Annotated in this window: 16 protein-coding genes and 1 other RNA gene; 10 read left to right on the top strand and 7 right to left on the bottom strand. The window is 59.0% G+C overall.

What is annotated here, in order from left to right:
* The first annotated feature begins 34 nt into the window (after positions 1 to 34).
* From B3Z17_RS10655 to B3Z17_RS10685, 7 genes are all read left to right on the top strand, one after another.
* Entirely contained in the window at positions 35 to 553 is a 519-nt protein-coding gene (locus B3Z17_RS10655; RefSeq protein ID WP_068304178.1) for a hypothetical protein, read from the top strand.
* Positions 554 to 633: 80 nt separating this feature from the next.
* A complete protein-coding gene (locus B3Z17_RS10660) occupies positions 634 to 1089 on the top strand; it encodes a hypothetical protein (RefSeq protein WP_068304176.1) in 456 nt (151 codons plus the stop codon).
* 181 nt (positions 1090 to 1270) lie between these two features.
* On the top strand, positions 1271 to 4375 hold the full coding sequence (locus B3Z17_RS10665) for an efflux RND transporter permease subunit (protein WP_286829783.1): 3105 nt from the start codon (positions 1271 to 1273) through the stop codon (positions 4373 to 4375).
* Between the two features lie 24 nt (positions 4376 to 4399).
* Positions 4400 to 5503, top strand: coding sequence for an efflux RND transporter periplasmic adaptor subunit (locus B3Z17_RS10670; RefSeq protein WP_286829784.1), 1104 nt, complete (start codon positions 4400 to 4402; stop codon positions 5501 to 5503).
* 29 nt (positions 5504 to 5532) lie between these two features.
* On the top strand, positions 5533 to 6774 hold the full coding sequence (locus B3Z17_RS10675; RefSeq protein ID WP_286829785.1) for a sensor histidine kinase: 1242 nt from the start codon (positions 5533 to 5535) through the stop codon (positions 6772 to 6774).
* Positions 6775 to 6839: 65 nt separating this feature from the next.
* Positions 6840 to 7652 carry a LytR/AlgR family response regulator transcription factor gene (locus B3Z17_RS10680; RefSeq protein WP_286829786.1) on the top strand — a complete coding sequence of 271 codons (813 nt, stop codon included), beginning with the start codon at positions 6840 to 6842 and terminating at the stop codon, positions 7650 to 7652.
* Positions 7653 to 8307: 655 nt separating this feature from the next.
* A complete protein-coding gene (locus tag B3Z17_RS10685; RefSeq protein WP_286829787.1) occupies positions 8308 to 9063 on the top strand; it encodes an MOSC domain-containing protein in 756 nt (251 codons plus the stop codon).
* Between the two features lie 111 nt (positions 9064 to 9174).
* Here B3Z17_RS10685 and B3Z17_RS10690 read toward each other — a convergent pair whose 3' ends face one another.
* From B3Z17_RS10690 to B3Z17_RS10715, 7 genes are all read right to left on the bottom strand, one after another.
* On the bottom strand, positions 9175 to 9807 hold the full coding sequence (locus B3Z17_RS10690; RefSeq protein ID WP_286829788.1) for a GNAT family N-acetyltransferase: 633 nt from the start codon (positions 9805 to 9807) through the stop codon (positions 9175 to 9177).
* 81 nt (positions 9808 to 9888) lie between these two features.
* Positions 9889 to 10314, bottom strand: coding sequence for a hypothetical protein (locus B3Z17_RS10695; RefSeq protein WP_286829789.1), 426 nt, complete (start codon positions 10312 to 10314; stop codon positions 9889 to 9891).
* A gap of 73 nt (positions 10315 to 10387) precedes the next feature.
* On the bottom strand, positions 10388 to 11203 hold the full coding sequence (locus B3Z17_RS10700; RefSeq protein WP_068304158.1) for a TIGR00282 family metallophosphoesterase: 816 nt from the start codon (positions 11201 to 11203) through the stop codon (positions 10388 to 10390).
* Positions 11204 to 11246: 43 nt separating this feature from the next.
* The gene (locus B3Z17_RS10705; protein ID WP_068304156.1) at positions 11247 to 11828 is read right to left on the bottom strand and encodes a 5-formyltetrahydrofolate cyclo-ligase; all 582 of its coding nucleotides are present in this window, start codon (positions 11826 to 11828) and stop codon (positions 11247 to 11249) included.
* 29 nt (positions 11829 to 11857) lie between these two features.
* Positions 11858 to 12019, bottom strand: a non-coding RNA gene (gene ssrS, locus B3Z17_RS19680) — 6S RNA.
* Between the two features lie 10 nt (positions 12020 to 12029).
* Entirely contained in the window at positions 12030 to 12347 is a 318-nt protein-coding gene (locus tag B3Z17_RS10710; RefSeq protein ID WP_286829790.1) for a cell division protein ZapA, read from the bottom strand.
* Positions 12347 to 12880 carry a hypothetical protein gene (locus B3Z17_RS10715; RefSeq protein ID WP_286829791.1) on the bottom strand — a complete coding sequence of 178 codons (534 nt, stop codon included), beginning with the start codon at positions 12878 to 12880 and terminating at the stop codon, positions 12347 to 12349. Before B3Z17_RS10715 ends, B3Z17_RS10710 begins: the two co-directional genes overlap by 1 nt.
* Before the next feature lie 272 nt (positions 12881 to 13152).
* Here B3Z17_RS10715 and tkt point away from each other — a divergent pair, with 272 nt between their 5' ends.
* The 3 genes from tkt (at position 13153) to B3Z17_RS10730 (ending at position 17468) form a co-directional block, all read left to right on the top strand.
* The gene (gene tkt / locus B3Z17_RS10720) at positions 13153 to 15156 is read left to right on the top strand and encodes a transketolase (RefSeq protein WP_286829792.1); all 2004 of its coding nucleotides are present in this window, start codon (positions 13153 to 13155) and stop codon (positions 15154 to 15156) included.
* 55 nt (positions 15157 to 15211) lie between these two features.
* The gene (gene gap / locus B3Z17_RS10725; RefSeq protein WP_068304147.1) at positions 15212 to 16219 is read left to right on the top strand and encodes a type I glyceraldehyde-3-phosphate dehydrogenase; all 1008 of its coding nucleotides are present in this window, start codon (positions 15212 to 15214) and stop codon (positions 16217 to 16219) included.
* 85 nt (positions 16220 to 16304) lie between these two features.
* Entirely contained in the window at positions 16305 to 17468 is a 1164-nt protein-coding gene (locus B3Z17_RS10730) for a phosphoglycerate kinase (protein WP_068304143.1), read from the top strand.
* Positions 17469 to 17629: the final 161 nt, after the last annotated feature.

Raw genomic sequence — 17629 nt, forward strand, 5'->3', positions numbered from 1 at the left:
TGTATAGGAAAACGGGTCAGGGTAAGGATCAGACGTGACAGAACAGGCAACCATTATCGATTTTCTGGGTGCCAGCCTTCGGGGGCTGGAAGCTTCAGGTCGCGCTATTTTGAGCCCCAATGAGCAAAAGCTGGCCGATGAGATCGCCGACGCGCTGGACCGCGAACTTGAAGACATGGTCAGCCAGCTTGAATCTGTCGCTTCCTGCCAGCAGGAAGAAGACCTTGAGGATGATACGCCCGAGGAGGAGCTGCCACCTTTCGCAGCCTTCTGCGCCGGCTTGCGCCGTATTGGCACCACGCTTTTGCCGCACCTTGTGCGCGAATTTGTGAGGTTGTGCGAGGATCGGGATGTCCCAACAGGGCCTTTCCGCTGGATTATCCAGGCGCGGGCGGATGCCTTCGTGGCTTACCTGCTGCAACTGGCACAGGTGCACGGCCTGGCGTTCGACGACAGCCTGACAAAGGTGGGCCGGACAGAACAGATTGCGCTTGCAAACCTGGGGGCGGACCTCCGTGTGGCCATGCAACGCGAACTTGAGGACCTTGACTAAAGTCGTATAAAGCGTTCAGCAATTGTTCAGACACGCCCTGATAGGGTAGCCGTGAAATGAGACGAAAGGTGAGACAGAAAATGAAACAAAAATCCCTGTTCTCAGCGGCAATGGTAGCAGTACTCGCGTTTTCTTTTGGCATGACATCCGCGGATGACGATAGCGGCGACGAAAAAGAAATGACGCGTGGTGAGAAGCGCCTTGAGCGCATTATGGAAAAATATGAGCCCACGGGCGAAACACGTCACTGTGTGCCGCTCCGCTATCTGCGGGATTCGCAGATCATCGATGACCAGACCATCTTTTTCAGCGGTTTGGGCAAGCGGGCCTATATGAACAGGATGCCGCACCGCTGTGGCAGTCTGGCGCGGGAAGAGCGCTTCATGTACAGCACATCGATCTCCCAGCTTTGCAAGTCGGAGATCATCACGGTGCTCGATAGCTTCGGCCGTCAATGGGGCAGCTGTGGCCTTGGCGAATTCGAGGAATGGCAGAAGAAGCCGAAAGACGACAAAGCCGAAAAAGGCGATAATTGATCGAGTCGTAAAACGCGTGCTTTAAGCGAAAGTTTAGGAATTCCGGGGGCTCCAGGCCCCCGTTTTTGCGTTTTGTCGCATGCTCATGGCGTCCCGTCGCATTCAAATTCCGCATTATAATATAACGGGTCATACCGTGTCGTAACGAAATAAATGGATACGACGCGAGGAAACCCGATCCATGAAACTCACAGAGAAAAGCCTGAAGAATCCGGCGGCGGTCATTGTAATTGCTGCCATGGCGCTTGTGCTTGGCGCCGTCATGCTGACCAAGCTGCCAGTGCAGTTGTTCCCAGCGATTGAACGCCCCCAATTGGCCGTGCAGGTCTTTTGGCGCGGCGCCAGCCCGTCTGAGATCGAATCGGAAATCATCGAGCCCGTTGAGGAAGTGATGCAGGGCATCCCTGGGCTTGAGGAAATGCGTACATTCTCGAACAACAGCTTCGGCTTTGTGTCGCTGGAGTTCGCGCTTGAATCAGACATGGACCGCACGCTGATTGATGTGATCAGCCGCATCAACCGCTTGCCGCCCCTGCCAGCCGACGCAGACCGGCCGCGCATTCTGATGAACGGTGGCAACCCCACAGGCGAGACACTGATTTACCTGTTCACCCAGTTCCGTGAGGGCAGCGCCCTGCCGCAGGACCAATATGTCAACTTCATCCAGGATGAAGTGGTGCCACAGCTTGAAAGCGTTGAAGGTGTGGCGGATATCTCTGTGGAAGCGGGTGCCGGTTTCGGCGAAGAGCTCCGCATTGAGTTTGACGCAATCCGCGCCGCAGAACTGGGCATTGACCTGAATGCGATCGCCCGCCTTGTGGGCCGCACGGTCGACAGCTCAGGCGGGTTCCTTGAAGTCGGTCGCCGCCGTTATATGCTGAATTTCCAGGGACGTTATGAGCCTGAAGAACTGCGGGCGCAGATCCTGGACTGGCGTGATGGCCGTCCGATCACCCTTGGTGATATCGCCACCGTGGAAGTGGGGCCACCAGACGCCCAGCAGGTTGTGTATCAGAACGGTAACCCGGCAGTGGGCATGCGCGTGATCCGTGAAAGCGGCGCGAACGTGCTGGCCACCATCGATCGCCTGACCGAAAAGCTGGACGAGATGAACAGCGGCATGCTGGCCCGCAACGGCATTGCGATTGAAAAATCCTTTGACCCGTCTGTCTTTATCAAGCGGGCGATCAACCTCCTTTCCACCAATCTTGTGATTGGCATCATACTGGCAGTGGGCGTGCTGTGGTGGTTCCTGCGCCAGATGCGCGCGACGCTGCTGATCGCGCTGACGATCCCTGTCTGTTTGCTGACCACCATCATCGTACTGGCCTTGTTTGGTCGAACCGTGAATGTGATCTCACTTGCGGGCCTCGCGTTCGCGACCGGTATGGTGCTTGATGCTGCCATTGTGGTGCTGGAAAATATCGTGCGCCTCCGGGAACGGGGCGAAAAGCCCCGCGTGGCGTCGCTTTTGGGTGCTGGGCAGGTGTGGGGCGCGCTTCTGGCTTCCACCACGACGACCGTGGCCATCTTTGTGCCGATCCTGTTCCTGAAGGATGTGGAAGGCCAGCTGTTTGCAGACCTGGCGCTGACGATCGCCATCGGTGTCGGCCTGTCGCTCATCGTGGCGATGACCGTGCTGCCGGTGGCGGCGGAAGCCTGGCTCAAGAAGCTGCCGGCCAACGAAGCGGCGGGTGAGCGCGCCAAGCGCTTTTCCGGCAAGCTGATGCGTCTCTCGGGCACGCCGATGCGCCGTGTGGGCCTGATCGTAGGGCTGATGGCCGGGGCCGTGGGCGTCAGCTACGCCATGTTGCCGAACCTCAACTATCTGCCGCCGGTGAAGCGGGACGCGGTTGACGCATTCGTGTCCTTCCCATCTGGCGCCAACACCGAAACCATCGACCGCGAGATCGTCAGCGTGATTGTCGAGCGCCTGAAGCCCTATATGTCGGGCGAAAAGGAACCGGCGCTGAAGAACTATTATTTCATCACCTTCCCGAACGGGCAGGGCGGCTCGCTGGGTATTCGCGCCAAGGACCAGGAAAAAGTGAAGGAGCTGGAGAAGCTCGTGAACGAAGAAATCCTGGTGGGCTTCCCGGATGTGTTCGCCTTCGGCCAGCAGGGCAACCTGTTTGGCGGCTTCGGCGGCAACGGGTCTGTGCAGCTGCACCTGCAGTCACGTGACCTCGACAGCCTGCGCGACGTAACCATGACAGCCATGCAGCTGGTGCAGGAAAACCTGCCGGGCGCCCGCGCGCAGCCAAACCCGGACCCAAACGTAGTGTCGCCGGAACTGAAGGTAGTACCAAACGACCGCCGCCTGGCGGAAGTGGGCTACACTCGCGGGGACGTGGCGCGCATCATTCGTGCGCTTGGTGACGGCCTGTGGCTGGGCGAACACTTCGACGGCGAGCGCCGTGTGGACATGATCCTCAAGTCCCAGGAATGGGCGGAACCAGAGGCACTTGAAAGCGTACCTGTGGCCACCCCGCGGGGCGGCACCGTGCTTCTGGGTGACCTGGTCACCATCGAACGCGGTGTGGGCCCAAGCTTTGTCCAGCGTGTGGACCGCAAGCGCACCGTGACGCTCAACATCAACCAGCCGGAAGGCATGGCGCTTGAAGACATGATTGCAGTCCTCAAGGAAAAGGTTGAGCCTGAACTGCGGCCAATGATGCCGGCGGACGGCACCATCAGCTATGGTGGCAGCGCGGACTCGCTCGAGCGCGCGGTCAGCTCGCTCACGCTCAACTTCGTGCTGGCGCTCGGCCTCCTGTTCATGATCCTGGCGGCACTGTTCCGCTCGGCCAAGGACGCCATCTTTGTGGTCATCACCATCCCGCTGGCGACTGTCGGCGGGGTGCTGGCGCTGAGGCTCCTGAACCTCTTCTCCTTCGCGCCGCTCGATCTCCTGACCATGATCGGCTTCATCATCCTTCTGGGTCTGGTGGTCAACAACGCCATCCTTTTGGTGGCGCAGACCCGGTCGGGTGAAGCCGAAGGCCTGACCCGCGATGAAGCGGTTGAGCGCTCGCTCGCGCTTCGCTTGCGGCCGATCTTCATGAGCACGCTAACCTCCATCATGGGCATGCTGCCGCTGGTGCTGTTCCCCGGTGCGGGCAGCGACATCTACCGCGGCATGGCCACCACCATTGTGGGCGGTATGGCCGTGTCCACCATCTTTACCCTGGTTCTGTTGCCGTGCCTGTTGCGGTTCAAGGAGCTGGGCATGATTGGGGCCCTGTTCGCCCGCCTGCGCGGTCGCACGCTGCACCCAGCTGAATAATATAAAAACGCGAGGAACTGAGAGATGACTTATACAATTGCAAAAACGAAAATCCCCCTCAGGGGAACCCTGGTGGCGGTGCTTGCAGCCGCCAGTCTGTTCACCGGTACCGCAGGCGCCCAGCAGCGCCAGATGCCGCCTGCCCTGGTTGAGGTGGCGGAAGCCAGTGCTGAGATGATGGCGCCGCAGACCTACCTGCCGGGCACCGTGGTCAGCCTGAACGACAGCCGCATTTCGGCCGAGATCGCGGGCCGGGTGGTCTGGATCGCCAGCGAAGGCACTCTGCTGGCGGAAGGCGATGTGATCGCCGAAATTGATGACCGTAACCAGACACTGGCGCTGGCGCGCAACAAAAGCCAGGCAGCCCGCCTGGAGGCCCGGATCAAATATCTGGAAAGCGACCTGGCACGCCTGCAGGAACTGGCCGCGAACAACAACATCCCCTCGAGCCGGCTTGAAGAGGCCGAAAGCACGCTCGCGATGACCCGCGAGGAGCTGAGCCAGGCGCGTGTGGCGGTAGAGCAGGCCAAGATCGACCTCGCGCGTACCAAGGTACGCGCGCCGTTCCCGGGCCGTGTGGTTGAGCGCCTCGCGCAGATTGGCGAATATTCGTCTCCTGGTCGTCAGATCGTGCGCCTTGTGGATACCGAACACCTGGAAGTGTCCGCCAAAGCACCGGTGACGCTGGCCCGCGTGCTGAACGATGGCCAGCAGGTGGTGATCCGTGAAAATGACGCGGTGGCAGACACCCGTATCCGCGCGCTGGTGCCTGTGGGCGATGCGCTGAGCCGCACCATGGAACTGCGCGTCAGCCTGCCAGTAGGCAGCCAGTATGTGGTGGGGGCAGCACTCCAGGTGGGTGTGCCCGCAAACACACCGGAACAGGTCGTGGCGGTACCGCGTGACGCGCTGGTGCTGCGGCGTGAAGGCACGTATGTGTTCCGCGTGAAGGATGACAACACAGCCGAACGCCTGATGGTAACTACGGGTGCAGCCACAGGCCGTGTTGTGGCGGTGACCGGCGGCATCGAAAGTGGTGACCGGGTGGTGATCCGCGGCGGCGAACGCCTGCGCGAAGGTCAGCCAGTTGAACTGCGCGGCGGTGTCAACCTCGCAAGCGGGCGCTAGAGAGCGCCCGCCTGTTCTGAGTAGCCTATATGGACAAAAAGCCAAAAAACAGTGTTGGCGAAGACCCGAACGGGTCCCATAATGCCCCAGCATCATCAAGCGAGTCCCCAAAGACGGGCCCGGTTGATGTGCCGGGGCTTCTTGATTTGGTCCTCGAAGAAGAAAAACGCCGAACGGCAAATCAGGGGGCTGACACCACTATGGACCGTTTCTTTGGGACCAGAGAACGCACATTCTGGACCTTTCAGGCCATGGGCTGGACCGGATATGGGCTGGTGCGGTCATTCACCGCCTTTGCCATCGGGTTCGACCTGCGTTTTTATTCCATCCTGATTTTGGTAGCCATTGTCCTGGGCCTGACCATGACAACAGCGCTGCGGTATCTGTATCGGTATGCGCGGGATTGGTCTTTACCTCTGTTGCTGCCCTTGGTGGTTACTGTTTGTGCGGCGCTTGGGCTGCTCTATTCATACATCGAGGTGTCACTGGGCCCGGTCCTGATCCCCAATTTTTCCCAGGCGTCTGGCCTGGGGCTGTTCTCTAACGCCATGTTCGAGGCCACAACACTGTTTGCCTGGTCGGCCATCTATTTCGGCTATCATTTCTATACCGGCATGCAGGAACAGAAGGAGCAGGCGCTGAAGGCCACAGCGATGGCGCACCAGGCGCAGCTGAAGATGCTCAGGTACCAGTTGAACCCGCATTTCCTGTTCAACACGCTGAACGCCATCTCCACCCTCGTGCTGGAAAAGTCCGAAGAAGACGCCAACAAGATGCTGACGAAGCTCTCCAGCTTCCTGCGCTTCACGCTGGTGAACCAGCCCACCCAGCGCATCCCGCTGGATCAGGAACTGCATGCGCTGGGGCTCTATCTGGAGATCGAGAAAGTCCGGTTTTCGGACCGGCTGAATGTGGAGTTCGATATCGACGAGCAGGCGCGCTCGGCCTTGATCCCAAGCCTTATCCTGCAGCCGCTCATTGAGAATGCCATCAAATATGCCATCGCGCCGGAAATTGACGGCGGCACTATCAGTGTGTCGGCCACCGTGAAGAACCACCGGCTGACCGTATCCCTGAAGGACAGCGGCCCAGGCATCGAGGACCTCAATAACATCGTCAGCCAGTCGGGCTCGGGCGTGGGCATTACCAACACCAAGGAACGCCTGCAGCAGATTTACGGCGATGATCACCGCATCACGCTTGAAAATCTTGAGCCGCAAGGCCTTGGCATCTTTATTGAAATTCCTTGCGAACGACAGAAACGACCTTAAAATTCCAAGCGAGCCGAACACCATTGAAGGCAGAGCTCGCAGCAAACTTTGACCGGGGTAAGAACATGGGGAAAATACGCACCATTCTTGTGGACGACGAGCCACTGGCGCTGCGTGGGTTGAAAATCAGGCTCGATAAATTCGACGATGTTGAAATCATCGGCACCTGCTCAAACGGGCGGGAGGCGGTGAAATCCATCAAGGAAATGAAGCCAGACCTGGTGTTCCTGGATATCCAGATGCCGGGCTTTGACGGCTTTTCCGTGCTGCGCTCGCTGGTGGGCGAAGCGGAAATTCCGCTTGTGGTGTTCGTGACAGCCTATGACCAGTATGCCCTGGACGCGTTCGAAGCCCACGCGCTGGATTACCTGTTGAAGCCGGTAGACGAGGAGCGTCTTGCCGAAGCGCTGGCCCGGGTGCGTGACGCCATCAGCCAGCGTGTCGCCATTGAACAGAACGCCAAGCTGGTGGAGTTGATCGAAGGCATGGACGAACCGTCCAAGGAAGCGCTGACGGCGATTCTTGAGAAGCCCGTTGAAACCCATGACCAGCGCTTTGATCCGCACCTCCGCATCAAGGACCGTGGCCACATCACCATCGTCAGCGTCGCTGACGTCGAATATATCGATGCGGCGGGCGACTATATGTGCATCCATGTGGGCGAGAAAACGCATATCCTCCGGGAAACCATGAAGACCATGGAAAAGCGGCTCGACCCCAAGATTTTCCAGCGCATCCACCGCTCCACCATCGTCAACCTGGATAAGGTGCGTGAAGTGAAGCCCCATTCGAACGGCGAATGTTTCCTGACGCTTGAAGGCGGCACGGAACTGAAAGTCAGCCGGTCCTACAAGGATGTGGTTGGCCGATTTTTGTGATTTGAGATTTGATCAGACTTTTCGTGCAGCAGAAATGATGGTTAAGTCACTGCATTAATTAGGAAAAACACATTATTGGCTGCTTTCCAGGGATATAAAAAGCACAAAATATGTGATTCGAGGTATGGGAAATTTGAATTATTAGGAGTAGTCTCTGATTCACGAGATGGTTGGACGCGAAAGCTGTTCTACTCTTTCAAGGCCGACAGTGGTTGGATGCTGCGCGGCATATGTGGGGTCGGATCCACTTATTAGAACAAAGCCGTAATATCAGGCCGATATTGCGGCTTTTTTCGCGTCCAAGAACCAGTCTATGTGTGAAAAGGCGGGGGGGACAAGCCCTATTTTTCACTTTAATACAGTTGACATTGGCCCATTTTATCAAGTGCGGGGGACGACTCATTGTAGGACCATGAGTCTTTGGAAATCGGGTTGTGATTTTCTAAGCGAAAAAAAAATCACCAATGATGCTAAAGAGTTGGTTGAATCGGCGCCACTCCCTGATCTGTTGATGCAATTTCGATGCTTCTAACTAGTTTTCGGCCGTTCTGAGTGTTGTCAGAATGGCATGCATGCGGGCATTATGCTTCCAATCTGTCGAGCCTTGCAAAGGCAGGTCGCGGCAAACGAATAGATTTTTCTAGGGGGAACACCTATGACCACCATCGCAGAAATCTGGCGCTTTCCGGTGAAGGGGCTGGCGGGGCAACCGCTGGAGACAGCCCAGCTTGTGCCGGGGCAGGCGATTGAGGGTGATCGGGCCTATGCCATCCGCCACGGCAACACCGAGTTTGACCGCGATAACCCCAAGCATCTCTCGAAAACCAAATTCCTGGCGCTGATGACCCACGCGGAACTGGCGGCACTGGAGGTCAGCTTCGATGACACCGGAACGGTGATGACCGTATCGAAAGACGGCGAGCTGCTGTTCCACGGCAACCTCCAGGACCCGGACGAAGCCCACCGGCTGGAGGTGATGATGGGTAGCTATATGGGCGACCGGGCCAAGGGTGCGCCGCGCCTTGAAATGGCGGAAGACCACATGTTTTCAGACGTGCCGGAAAAATGCCTGTCGGTGGTCAATCTGGCCAGTGTTCAGGCGCTTTCGGATCACGTGGGGGAGCCGCTCGACCCGCTGCGGTTCCGCGCCAACATCTATCTTGATGGCCTGCCCGCCTGGGCCGAGCGCGACTGGGAAAAGGGCAGGCTGTTCACCGCAGGGGATGTGACGCTACGCTTGATGAAACCCATCGTGCGCTGCAACGCCACCAACGTGAACCTGAAGACAGCGGAAGTAGACCAGAACCTGCCAAAGACGCTGCAGAAAGACTTCGGCGCCAACCTGATGGGCGTCTACTGCACGGTCGAAAGCCCCGGCACCATCAAGCGGGGCGACGTGTTTTCTGGCTGATTGCAGCTTACCCTTATCGTCACCCTGAACTCGTTTGGCGTACCGCCAGCTTCGCAAACAGGGTCCATTCACGAACTTCATATGGCGGTGTTCATGGATGCTGAACCAAGTTCAGCATGACGGGGGAGTATGCTGCTCGCGCCATTCCTCTTTGGTGATTTCCCACACAAGGGACGCGCGCGTCGTGCCGTCAGGCCGGGTGCTGGTGATCTCGCCTTTGCGCACAAACCCCAGGTGGTCCAGCAGCTTGGCGGTGCGGATGTTGTCAAGCGCGGCGGTTTCCACGATCAGCTCGAGGCTGAGTGCGTCGAACATCCAGGCGAAGCTCATGGCCGCGCCCTCTAGTCCGCGTCCCTGGCTTTGAAGGTCCGGGTGCACGGCGCCGCCCAGTTCCCCCGCCGCCCACTCTGGCCAGACACAGAAATCGCTATAGCCCACAACGTGGCCCGCCGCATCCAGGTTCAGGAACAACAGGCCCACGCCGTCTGCCTGCTCCTGTTCATGTTGTTTGATGAAGGCCAGCACGCTGTCGGTCGTCAGCGGGCGGGGCAGGGTATAGATGGGGGCATGAACCTTGGGGTCGCTCAGGAAGGCGTGGAAGGCCGCTGCGTCCTCGGGCGTGGCCAGTCGGGCATTACCGTCCGGCGTCGGCAGCCTGCTGGCTGTGCGAACGGCCTGCCGGATCGCCTGCTGCCGCTCGTCTGGCACGCTATGCCGTGTGATGGGGATGCCACTGTCGGCCATTTTTCCCTCCTGCCTTGCCCCTGTGAAGTGGGGCAAGCGGCGGGTATGTCAACGGAGTACCACCATGACCGAGGGGCTCAATCAGTTGTAGCGCGGTGTGAAATGGATCTCGGCTTTGCAGCGCCTGCCGTTCACCATGCTGTCGAACGTGCCGAAATAGGTGAAAAACTGGCCATGAGGTCCGGTGGAAACCGTGCTGGGATAGCCCTGCCCGGCGTTTGCCCACAAAGGACACGACTGAATAGGTGGAATTGGCCGGAAGCGCTGGCCGGCCGGAATGGCGGGCCTTGCACTGTATGACGGATTGCCAGACCCAATGTCTTGATAGTGCCGTATGCGGGCGCGTTTGCGCTCAAGGCATTCGGTGCTCAGGCCGACATACTCGCCGTCAGGGCTATAGACGCTGCACTGCTCATAATCGCCGCTCGACAGGCTTTGCGCCCCGGCAGGCATGCCCCACAGGGTGCCTGCAACTGCAAAGCCAAGGAGGTAGAACAAACGGGTCATCGTCTGGCTCCTTTCACGCCCCCAAGCGCTTGAGATCATACACTAGGGCACGGAAAGGGCCAAAATGTGGCGGTTAGAGCGTGGGCATATGTTCCATCAGGCGCGGGCCTATGCGAACGGGCTCGATGCGTTTGGCAAGGCCCGTGCGGTCATCGGTTTCCACGAACGTGCCGCACACGGTGGCCTCGCCGCCTGCGGGGCTGAAACGCTCGCGGTTCATGCGGGAAATGAAGCGGTTGATCGGCTCGGTCTTATCCATGCCGATGACGCTGTTATAGTCCCCGCACATGCCGGCGTCGGTCTGGTACGCCGTACCCTTGTCGAAAATCTGGCAGTCAGCCGTTGGGATATGGCTGTGGGTGCCGACAACAAAGCTCACGCGGCCATCCAGATACTGGCCCATGGCCATTTTCTCTGATGTGGCCTCGCCGTGGAAATCCACGATGATGGCATTCACGGTGGCGCCCAGGCGGTATTTCTGCAGCACCTTGTCGATGGCGCGGAACGGGCATTCCAGCGCATTCATGAACACGCGGCCCATGGCGTTGATCACCAGCACCTTCTTGCCCCGCGGTGCGTCATAGACGGCATAACCACGACCGGGCGTGCCTTCAGGGTAATTCACGGGCCTGAGGATACGGTTGTCGTTATCGATAACGGAAAGGATGTCTTTCTGGTCGAACGTGTGGTTGCCGCCCGACAGCACATCGGCGCCGGCCTGAATAACGGCGCCCGCGATCTTGCCGGTGGTGCCAAAGCCAGAGGCCGCGTTTTCCGCATTCACCACAACAAAATCAAGCTTCAGCTTTTCCCGAAGGTCGGGGAGGGCGTCGATGGCAGCCGTCCGTCCGCTACGGCCCATCAGATCACCAAGGAATAATAGTCGCATACCTATCCTGTTTTTCTTTTTTTGTTTACCGCCTTCAGCGGGATTATACGCTGAGTTTGCGAGGCAGGATCACGCCTTCTTCCGTGATCACACCCTGCAGCGGCCAATCGTGCGCCTCTCGGGGGACATGATCGACGATTTGGGCGCCAAAGGCAAAGCCAAATGCTTTAATCTCGCTGTGGGCCGCCAGTGTGCGGTCATAAAAGCCGCCACCCCAGCCCAGGCGGTAACAGTCTTCGTCGTAAGCAAGCAGTGGTACGATCAGCGCATTCGGCACCACTTCGGGCGCGTCAACGCATGGATGCATGGTGCCGAAGGTACCGGCCTCCAGCGGGTCGCCCACACCCCACAGGCGGAACGTCAGCGGCGTGTCCTTCGCGCCCACCACGGGCAGTGCCGTGCGGTAACCGGCGCGCGCCAGCGCACTCATCAGAAAGCGCGGGTCCAGCTCATCCCCCATCGGCCAGTAGGCGCCGATGATGGCATGCTTCTCGAAGCTCTGGAACAAGCCCATGCCGTGCTTGGCGGCTTTTTCAGCCGCTTCCACGGCGTACATCTCATGCGCGCCCATGCGGATGCGCTTGGCATCCTCACGCATTGCCTGTTTGTCGTGCTTGAGTGTCATTGGATGGCCTGTTTCAGGAGAGAGAAGGGTGCGGGACCGCCTCTGCCGCGTTGACGTATGTATCCTCCGTAGCCTGATAAATCAGGTGGGTGCCGTGATGGTAAGGACCACGGTCCGAACCAGGGACAGCTCCCTAGGAGAATTTATAGCCCCGGGGATTACTGCATATCGTGCGCACAGCGCAGAACCCGCGCCGCATATTTAGGCGTTCGCGAGCTTTTCTGCAATAGCTTCCACGTCTGTGGACACTTCATTGAGGATGGCCGCGAGGTCTTCTTCACTGAGCGCGCCCATGATTCCGGCGCCGCCCTGGCCCTCCAGCGCGTCATGCAGTTCGTCGGCAATCAGGATGGCCGCCATCAAAAGCAGTTTGTTTTCAGCCACATGCCCCAGCTTGCCTGAAAGGTCCTTGGCTTTGCTGTCCACATAACCCGCCAGTTTGCGCAGGCGTTCTTCGCCGCCTTCGCCGCAGGCAAGCGGGTAGGATTTTCCGGCAACATCAACATTAATTTGCGGCATCAGGCGTCTCCCACGATCGTTTCAAGCTGGCCGATGGCACCATCAAGCTCATCGCGAATCCCGTCGCGTTCGGCCTTCAGTGCCATCACCGCCCGTTTAAGCTCGGCGTTTTCTGCGGCCAGTGCGGCGTCAGTGCCGCTGCCCGCGTCACCGCCTTCAGCGGTTGCGGCGGCCTGGGCGGCGAGCCTGTCTTCAAGCGCCTCTATCTCATCCTGCAGCGTGGCATATTGGCGCTTCAGCAGGGCGTAATTCTGTTCAATCGCGCCCTTCTCCTGCTGCATGGTGGCGAGCGCAGCGTCAGCATCAGCGCCGTTGTCCTGCAGCGACAGGGTGGCGATCTGCTCATGGAGCTTCAGGTTTTCCTGCTCCAGTGACGTCACGCGGCTCTCGAGCGTGGCTTTCTCGGCCCGCAGCTTTTCGGCTGTGATTTTTGCCGCGCGGGCTGTGGCGACTTCCTGTGCCAGATGCGACATGGCGCTTTCGAGTCGCGAGCGTGCGGCCTCAAGGACGTCGTTTTTCTTGCTTTCACTCATTATCGGTAGTCCCCCTGCGACAGTGCCTGGTTGGCAACATGCAAAACACCGGATTCGGCTGGTTTCTGCCAAAGATAGGGGGGATGCCCCCCTGTCGTCAATCGCGCAGAAGGGGGCATTGTGCAATCATTCGGCCATAAGGCCGCATCAAATCGCGCTAGACGGTTGACTAAAGCGGGCTTCCCCGCCATTTTGGCCCCCGATTTTTGGCCCCAACGCAGCACGGGACACGCCGCCAGTCCCGGGCTCAAAATACAAGATGCATTAAAACCATGCCCGATACAGACATTCAGCAAGACGACATTCTCAACCAAAAAATGGCCAACGCGATCCGCGCGCTGTCGATGGACGCAGTCCAGAAAGCCAACTCTGGCCACCCGGGTATGCCAATGGGCATGGCCGATGTGGCGACTGTGCTGTTCTCGAAATTCATGCGCTTCGACCCAAAGTGGCCAACCTGGCCAAACCGTGACCGCTTCGTGCTGTCCGCCGGTCATGGCTCGATGCTGATTTATTCGCTTCTGCACCTGACGGGCTATGAGCGCCCAACCATGGAAGACATCAAGAACTTCCGCCAGCTGCACAGCCCAACCGCCGGCCACCCGGAATTCGGTGAATGCCCCGGTGTTGAAACCACCACTGGTCCGCTCGGGCAGGGCCTTGCGACTTCTGTTGGTATGGCGATCGCTGAGCGCCTGTCGAACAAGGAATATGGCGACGACATCACCGACCACTTCACCTATGTGCTGGCCGGTGACGGCTGCCTGATGGAAGGCGTATCCCAGGAAGCCATTTCGCTTGCGGGCCACCTGAAGCTCTCCAAAATGATTGTGCTGTGGGACGACAACTCCATCTCCATCGACGGTTCGACTGATCTTTCGACCAGCGAAGACCAGGCCATGCGCTTTGAAGCTGCTGGCTGGCACGTCCAGGCGGTTGACGGCCACGATATGGAATCGATTGAAGCCGCGATTGCCGAAGCACAGCGTGCTGACCAGCCTTCCCTGATCGCCTGCCGCACCACCATCGGTTACGGCGCACCAAACAAGCAGGGCACGGCTGCAACACACGGCGCCCCACTGGGTGACGACGAGATCAAAGCAGCCCGCGAGTTCCTGGGTTGGGACCACGCTCCGTTTGAAATTCCTGAAGATGTTCTGAGCGCATGGCGCGCTGTCGGTGAAGCCGGTGCAAGCCTGTCCGCAGACTGGAAAGCCAAGTTCGAGACACTCGACGGTTTCGTGAAAGAAGACTTTGAGCGCCGCCTGAACAAGGACCTGCCAAAGGGCTTCACGGCTGCGATCAACGACTATAAAGCCAAGCTGGCGGCTGAGCCTGTGAAAGTTGCCACCCGTAAGGCAAGCCAGATGGCGCTTGAAGTGGTGAACGGCGTTGTGCCTGAAACCATCGGCGGCTCCGCTGACCTGACCGGGTCTAACCTGACCAAAACCAGCCAGACCGACGGCATCACGGCGGACGATTTCTCAGGCCGCTATATGTATTACGGTATCCGCGAGTTTGAAATGTGCGCCGCCATGAACGGTATCGCGCTTTATAACCAGCACATCCCGTACGGCGGCACCTTCATGGTGTTCACTGACTATGCCCGTCCGGCGATCCGCCTCGCGGCCCTGATGAAGCAGCGTTCCATCTATGTGATGACGCACGACAGCATCGGCCTGGGCGAAGACGGCCCGACCCACCAGCCGGTTGAGCACCTGCCAGCCCTGCGCGCCATGCCGAACCTGAATGTGTTCCGTCCATGCGACGCCGTTGAAACAGCTGAGTGCTGGGCTCTGGCCCTTGAAGCCAAGGAAACGCCATCTGTTCTGTCGCTGACGCGCCAAAGCACGATCCAGCAGCGCCTTGAGCACACGGACGAAAACCTCTGTGCCAAGGGCGGCTACATCCTGCATGAGGCATCCACTGGTGCGCCGAAGGTTGTGTTGATCGCGTCCGGTTCGGAAGTTGAGCTGGCGGCAGCAGCGCGCGAAACGCTTGAAGCGGACGGCGTGCCGACCCGCGTTGTGTCCATGCCGTCGACCGAGCTGTTTGACGCGCAGGACGCAGCCTACAAGGCGTCTGTTCTGCCGGAAGGAACTGTGCGCGGTTCCATCGAGGCAGCGTCGACTTACGGCTGGGCCAAATACACTGGCCTGGACGGCGTTAACATCGGTATCGACAGCTTTGGTGCATCAGCACCAGCTGAAGACCTGTACAAACATTTTGGCATCACGTCGGACGCGCTGGTTGCAGCGGTACGCGAGAAGCTTTAAACAAAGGCATATTTTAGCCCACCCGATCTTTTGACCCTACTGGAGGACCCCGCGGATGACTGTTCGTGTTTCCATTAATGGCTTTGGCCGCATCGGCCGTAACGTACTGCGCGCTATCTATGAAAGCGGCCGCACCGACATTAAAGTAGTTGCCATCAACGACCTCGGCGACGTTGATATGAACGCCTACCTTCTGAAGCGCGACAGCGTGCACGGCCCATTCCCGGGCGATGTTGCCGTTGACGGCGACAGCATTGTGGTAAACGGCGACCGCATCCGCGTAACTGCCATCCGCAACCCTGAGGAACTGCCATGGGGTGAGCTGGACGTAGACGTGGCCATGGAATGCACTGGCATCTTCACGGCTCGTGAAAAAGCCTCCATGCACCTGACGGCTGGCGCGAAGAAAGTGCTGATTTCCGCCCCAGGCGCGAACGCAGACAAAACCATCGTATATGGTGTGAACGACAAAACGCTGACAGCTGATGACAAGATCGTATCGAACGCATCCTGCACCACCAACTGTCTGTCGCCTGTTGCGAAGGTCCTCAATGACCTCGTGGGCATCGAGCGTGGTTACATGACCACTGTTCACGCCTACACTGGTGACCAGCCTGTTCTGGACACGCTGCACTCTGACCCACGCCGCGCGCGTGCCGCAGCCCTTTCCATGATCCCGACATCCACGGGCGCTGCGAAAGCTGTTGGTCTGGTGCTGCCAGAGCTTGCAGGCAAGCTTGACGGATCCGCTGTTCGCGTACCAACGCCGAACGTATCCATGGTTGACCTGAAGTTTGATGCCGGCCGCGCGACCACTGCCGAAGAAATCAACGCTGCGATCAAAGCGGCGGCTGAAGGCGAGCTCAAGGGCGTTCTCGGCTACGAGGACATGCCTGCGGTATCCATCGACTTCAACCACAACCCGAACAGCTCCACGTTCGATTCGAGCCAGACCAAGGTTATCGACGGCAAGTTCGTCCGTATCCTGACTTGGTATGACAACGAGTGGGGCTTCTCCAACCGCATGTCTGACACTGCGGTTGCGATGGCCAAGCTGGGCTAAGGCCCGCACGGTTGATCAATATAAAGGGCGGCCCTTTCGGTCGCCCTTTTTTGTCTTAAGTGATTTGCATTCGGAGCATTTGAAAATGGCTTTCAAACGTATTTCTGACCTGGGCGACCTGACCGGCAAAACCGCCGTTGTGCGCGTGGACCTCAATGTCCCGATGGCTGACGGCAAGGTGACAGACGACACCCGCCTGCAGGCTGTCAAACCAACTGTGGACGCGATCGCTGCCCAGGGTGGCCGGTCTGTCCTTCTGGCGCACTTTGGCCGCCCCAAGGGGCAAGTGGTGCCTGAGATGTCCCTCAAGCCCGTTGTGCCTGCGCTCGCATCCGTTCTGGGGCGCAGCGTTGGTTTCGCAGAACTGGGCGATGATCTCCCCGCTGACGAAGTGGTGGTGATGGAAAATACCCGCTTCTTCCCGGGCGAAGAAAAGAATGATCCTGAGCTTGCGGCCAAGTTCGCGGCGCTGGGGGACGTTTATGTAAACGACGCTTTCTCGGCGGCGCACCGCGCGCACGCCTCCACGGAAGCTGTGGCGAAGCTGCTGCCGTCGGCGGCAGGCGAGACCATGGGTGCGGAACTCGAGGCGCTTGAAGCGGCCCTTGGTAAGCCTGAGCGTCCTGTTGTGGCCGTTGTGGGCGGTGCCAAGGTGTCATCCAAGCTGGCGGTGCTCGAAAACCTTGTGGCCAAAGTGGATCACCTGATCATCGGCGGCGGCATGGCCAACACCTTTCTGTTCGCGCAAGGCCATGACATTGGCTCCAGCCTGTGTGAGAAAGACCTCAAGGACACCGCGCTGAAGATCCTCGCGAACGCTGACAAGGCGGGCTGTAAGGTGCATCTGCCGACGGACGTTGTTGTGGCGCGTGAGTTCAAGGCCCATGCCGACAACGAAGTGAAACCGGCTGATGCGGTTGTTGAGGGCGAGATGATCCTAGACGCAGGCCCGGCCACGGTTGAGATGCTGGCAGGCGTGCTTGCGGAATCGAAAACGTTGGTGTGGAACGGCCCGATGGGCGCCTTTGAGATGGCACCGTTCGACATGGCGACTGTGGCACTGGCGAAGGCAGCAGGCAAGCTGACGGACGAGGGCAAGCTCCTGACCGTAGCAGGCGGTGGTGACACCGTCGCCGCCCTCGCGCACGCAGGCGTAAAGGAAAGCTTCACGCATATCTCAACGGCGGGCGGTGCCTTCCTGGAGTGGATGGAAGGTAAAGACCTGCCCGGCGTGGTTGCGCTCGGATAAACCCAAGCCACTCTCATGATGAACGAATCACCAATGCCCCTGACCACCGGTCGGGGGCTTTTTCGTGTCCGCTATGCACCCCGAGTCGTAGGGCCGGAAAATTGGCAGCGCTGTCAATTTTGACCCCAGGCCAATCAGGCCCTAAACCCGCACAAAAAGTG

The organism is Kordiimonas sp. UBA4487, from assembly GCF_002389025.1.
In the GTDB taxonomy this organism is placed as follows: Bacteria; Pseudomonadota; Alphaproteobacteria; order Sphingomonadales; family Kordiimonadaceae; genus Kordiimonas; species Kordiimonas lacus.

What these genes read in the sequence shown, in the direction of transcription:
- gap (WP_068304147.1), top strand. Translation starts at nt 15,212, where the DNA reads ATGACTGTTCGTGTTTCCATTAATGGCTTTGGCCGCATCGGCCGTAAC.
- B3Z17_RS10695 (WP_286829789.1), bottom strand. Translation starts at nt 10,314, where the DNA reads ATGACCCGTTTGTTCTACCTCCTTGGCTTTGCAGTTGCAGGCACCCTG.
- tkt (WP_286829792.1), top strand. Translation starts at nt 13,153, where the DNA reads ATGCCCGATACAGACATTCAGCAAGACGACATTCTCAACCAAAAAATG.
- B3Z17_RS10680 (WP_286829786.1), top strand. Translation starts at nt 6,840, where the DNA reads ATGGGGAAAATACGCACCATTCTTGTGGACGACGAGCCACTGGCGCTG.
- B3Z17_RS10715 (WP_286829791.1), bottom strand. Translation starts at nt 12,880, where the DNA reads ATGAGTGAAAGCAAGAAAAACGACGTCCTTGAGGCCGCACGCTCGCGA.
- B3Z17_RS10660 (WP_068304176.1), top strand. Translation starts at nt 634, where the DNA reads ATGAAACAAAAATCCCTGTTCTCAGCGGCAATGGTAGCAGTACTCGCG.
- B3Z17_RS10665 (WP_286829783.1), top strand. Translation starts at nt 1,271, where the DNA reads ATGAAACTCACAGAGAAAAGCCTGAAGAATCCGGCGGCGGTCATTGTA.
- B3Z17_RS10670 (WP_286829784.1), top strand. Translation starts at nt 4,400, where the DNA reads ATGACTTATACAATTGCAAAAACGAAAATCCCCCTCAGGGGAACCCTG.
- B3Z17_RS10730 (WP_068304143.1), top strand. Translation starts at nt 16,305, where the DNA reads ATGGCTTTCAAACGTATTTCTGACCTGGGCGACCTGACCGGCAAAACC.
- B3Z17_RS10710 (WP_286829790.1), bottom strand. Translation starts at nt 12,347, where the DNA reads ATGCCGCAAATTAATGTTGATGTTGCCGGAAAATCCTACCCGCTTGCC.
- B3Z17_RS10675 (WP_286829785.1), top strand. Translation starts at nt 5,533, where the DNA reads ATGGACAAAAAGCCAAAAAACAGTGTTGGCGAAGACCCGAACGGGTCC.
- B3Z17_RS10685 (WP_286829787.1), top strand. Translation starts at nt 8,308, where the DNA reads ATGACCACCATCGCAGAAATCTGGCGCTTTCCGGTGAAGGGGCTGGCG.
- B3Z17_RS10690 (WP_286829788.1), bottom strand. Translation starts at nt 9,807, where the DNA reads ATGGCCGACAGTGGCATCCCCATCACACGGCATAGCGTGCCAGACGAG.
- B3Z17_RS10700 (WP_068304158.1), bottom strand. Translation starts at nt 11,203, where the DNA reads ATGCGACTATTATTCCTTGGTGATCTGATGGGCCGTAGCGGACGGACG.
- B3Z17_RS10705 (WP_068304156.1), bottom strand. Translation starts at nt 11,828, where the DNA reads ATGACACTCAAGCACGACAAACAGGCAATGCGTGAGGATGCCAAGCGC.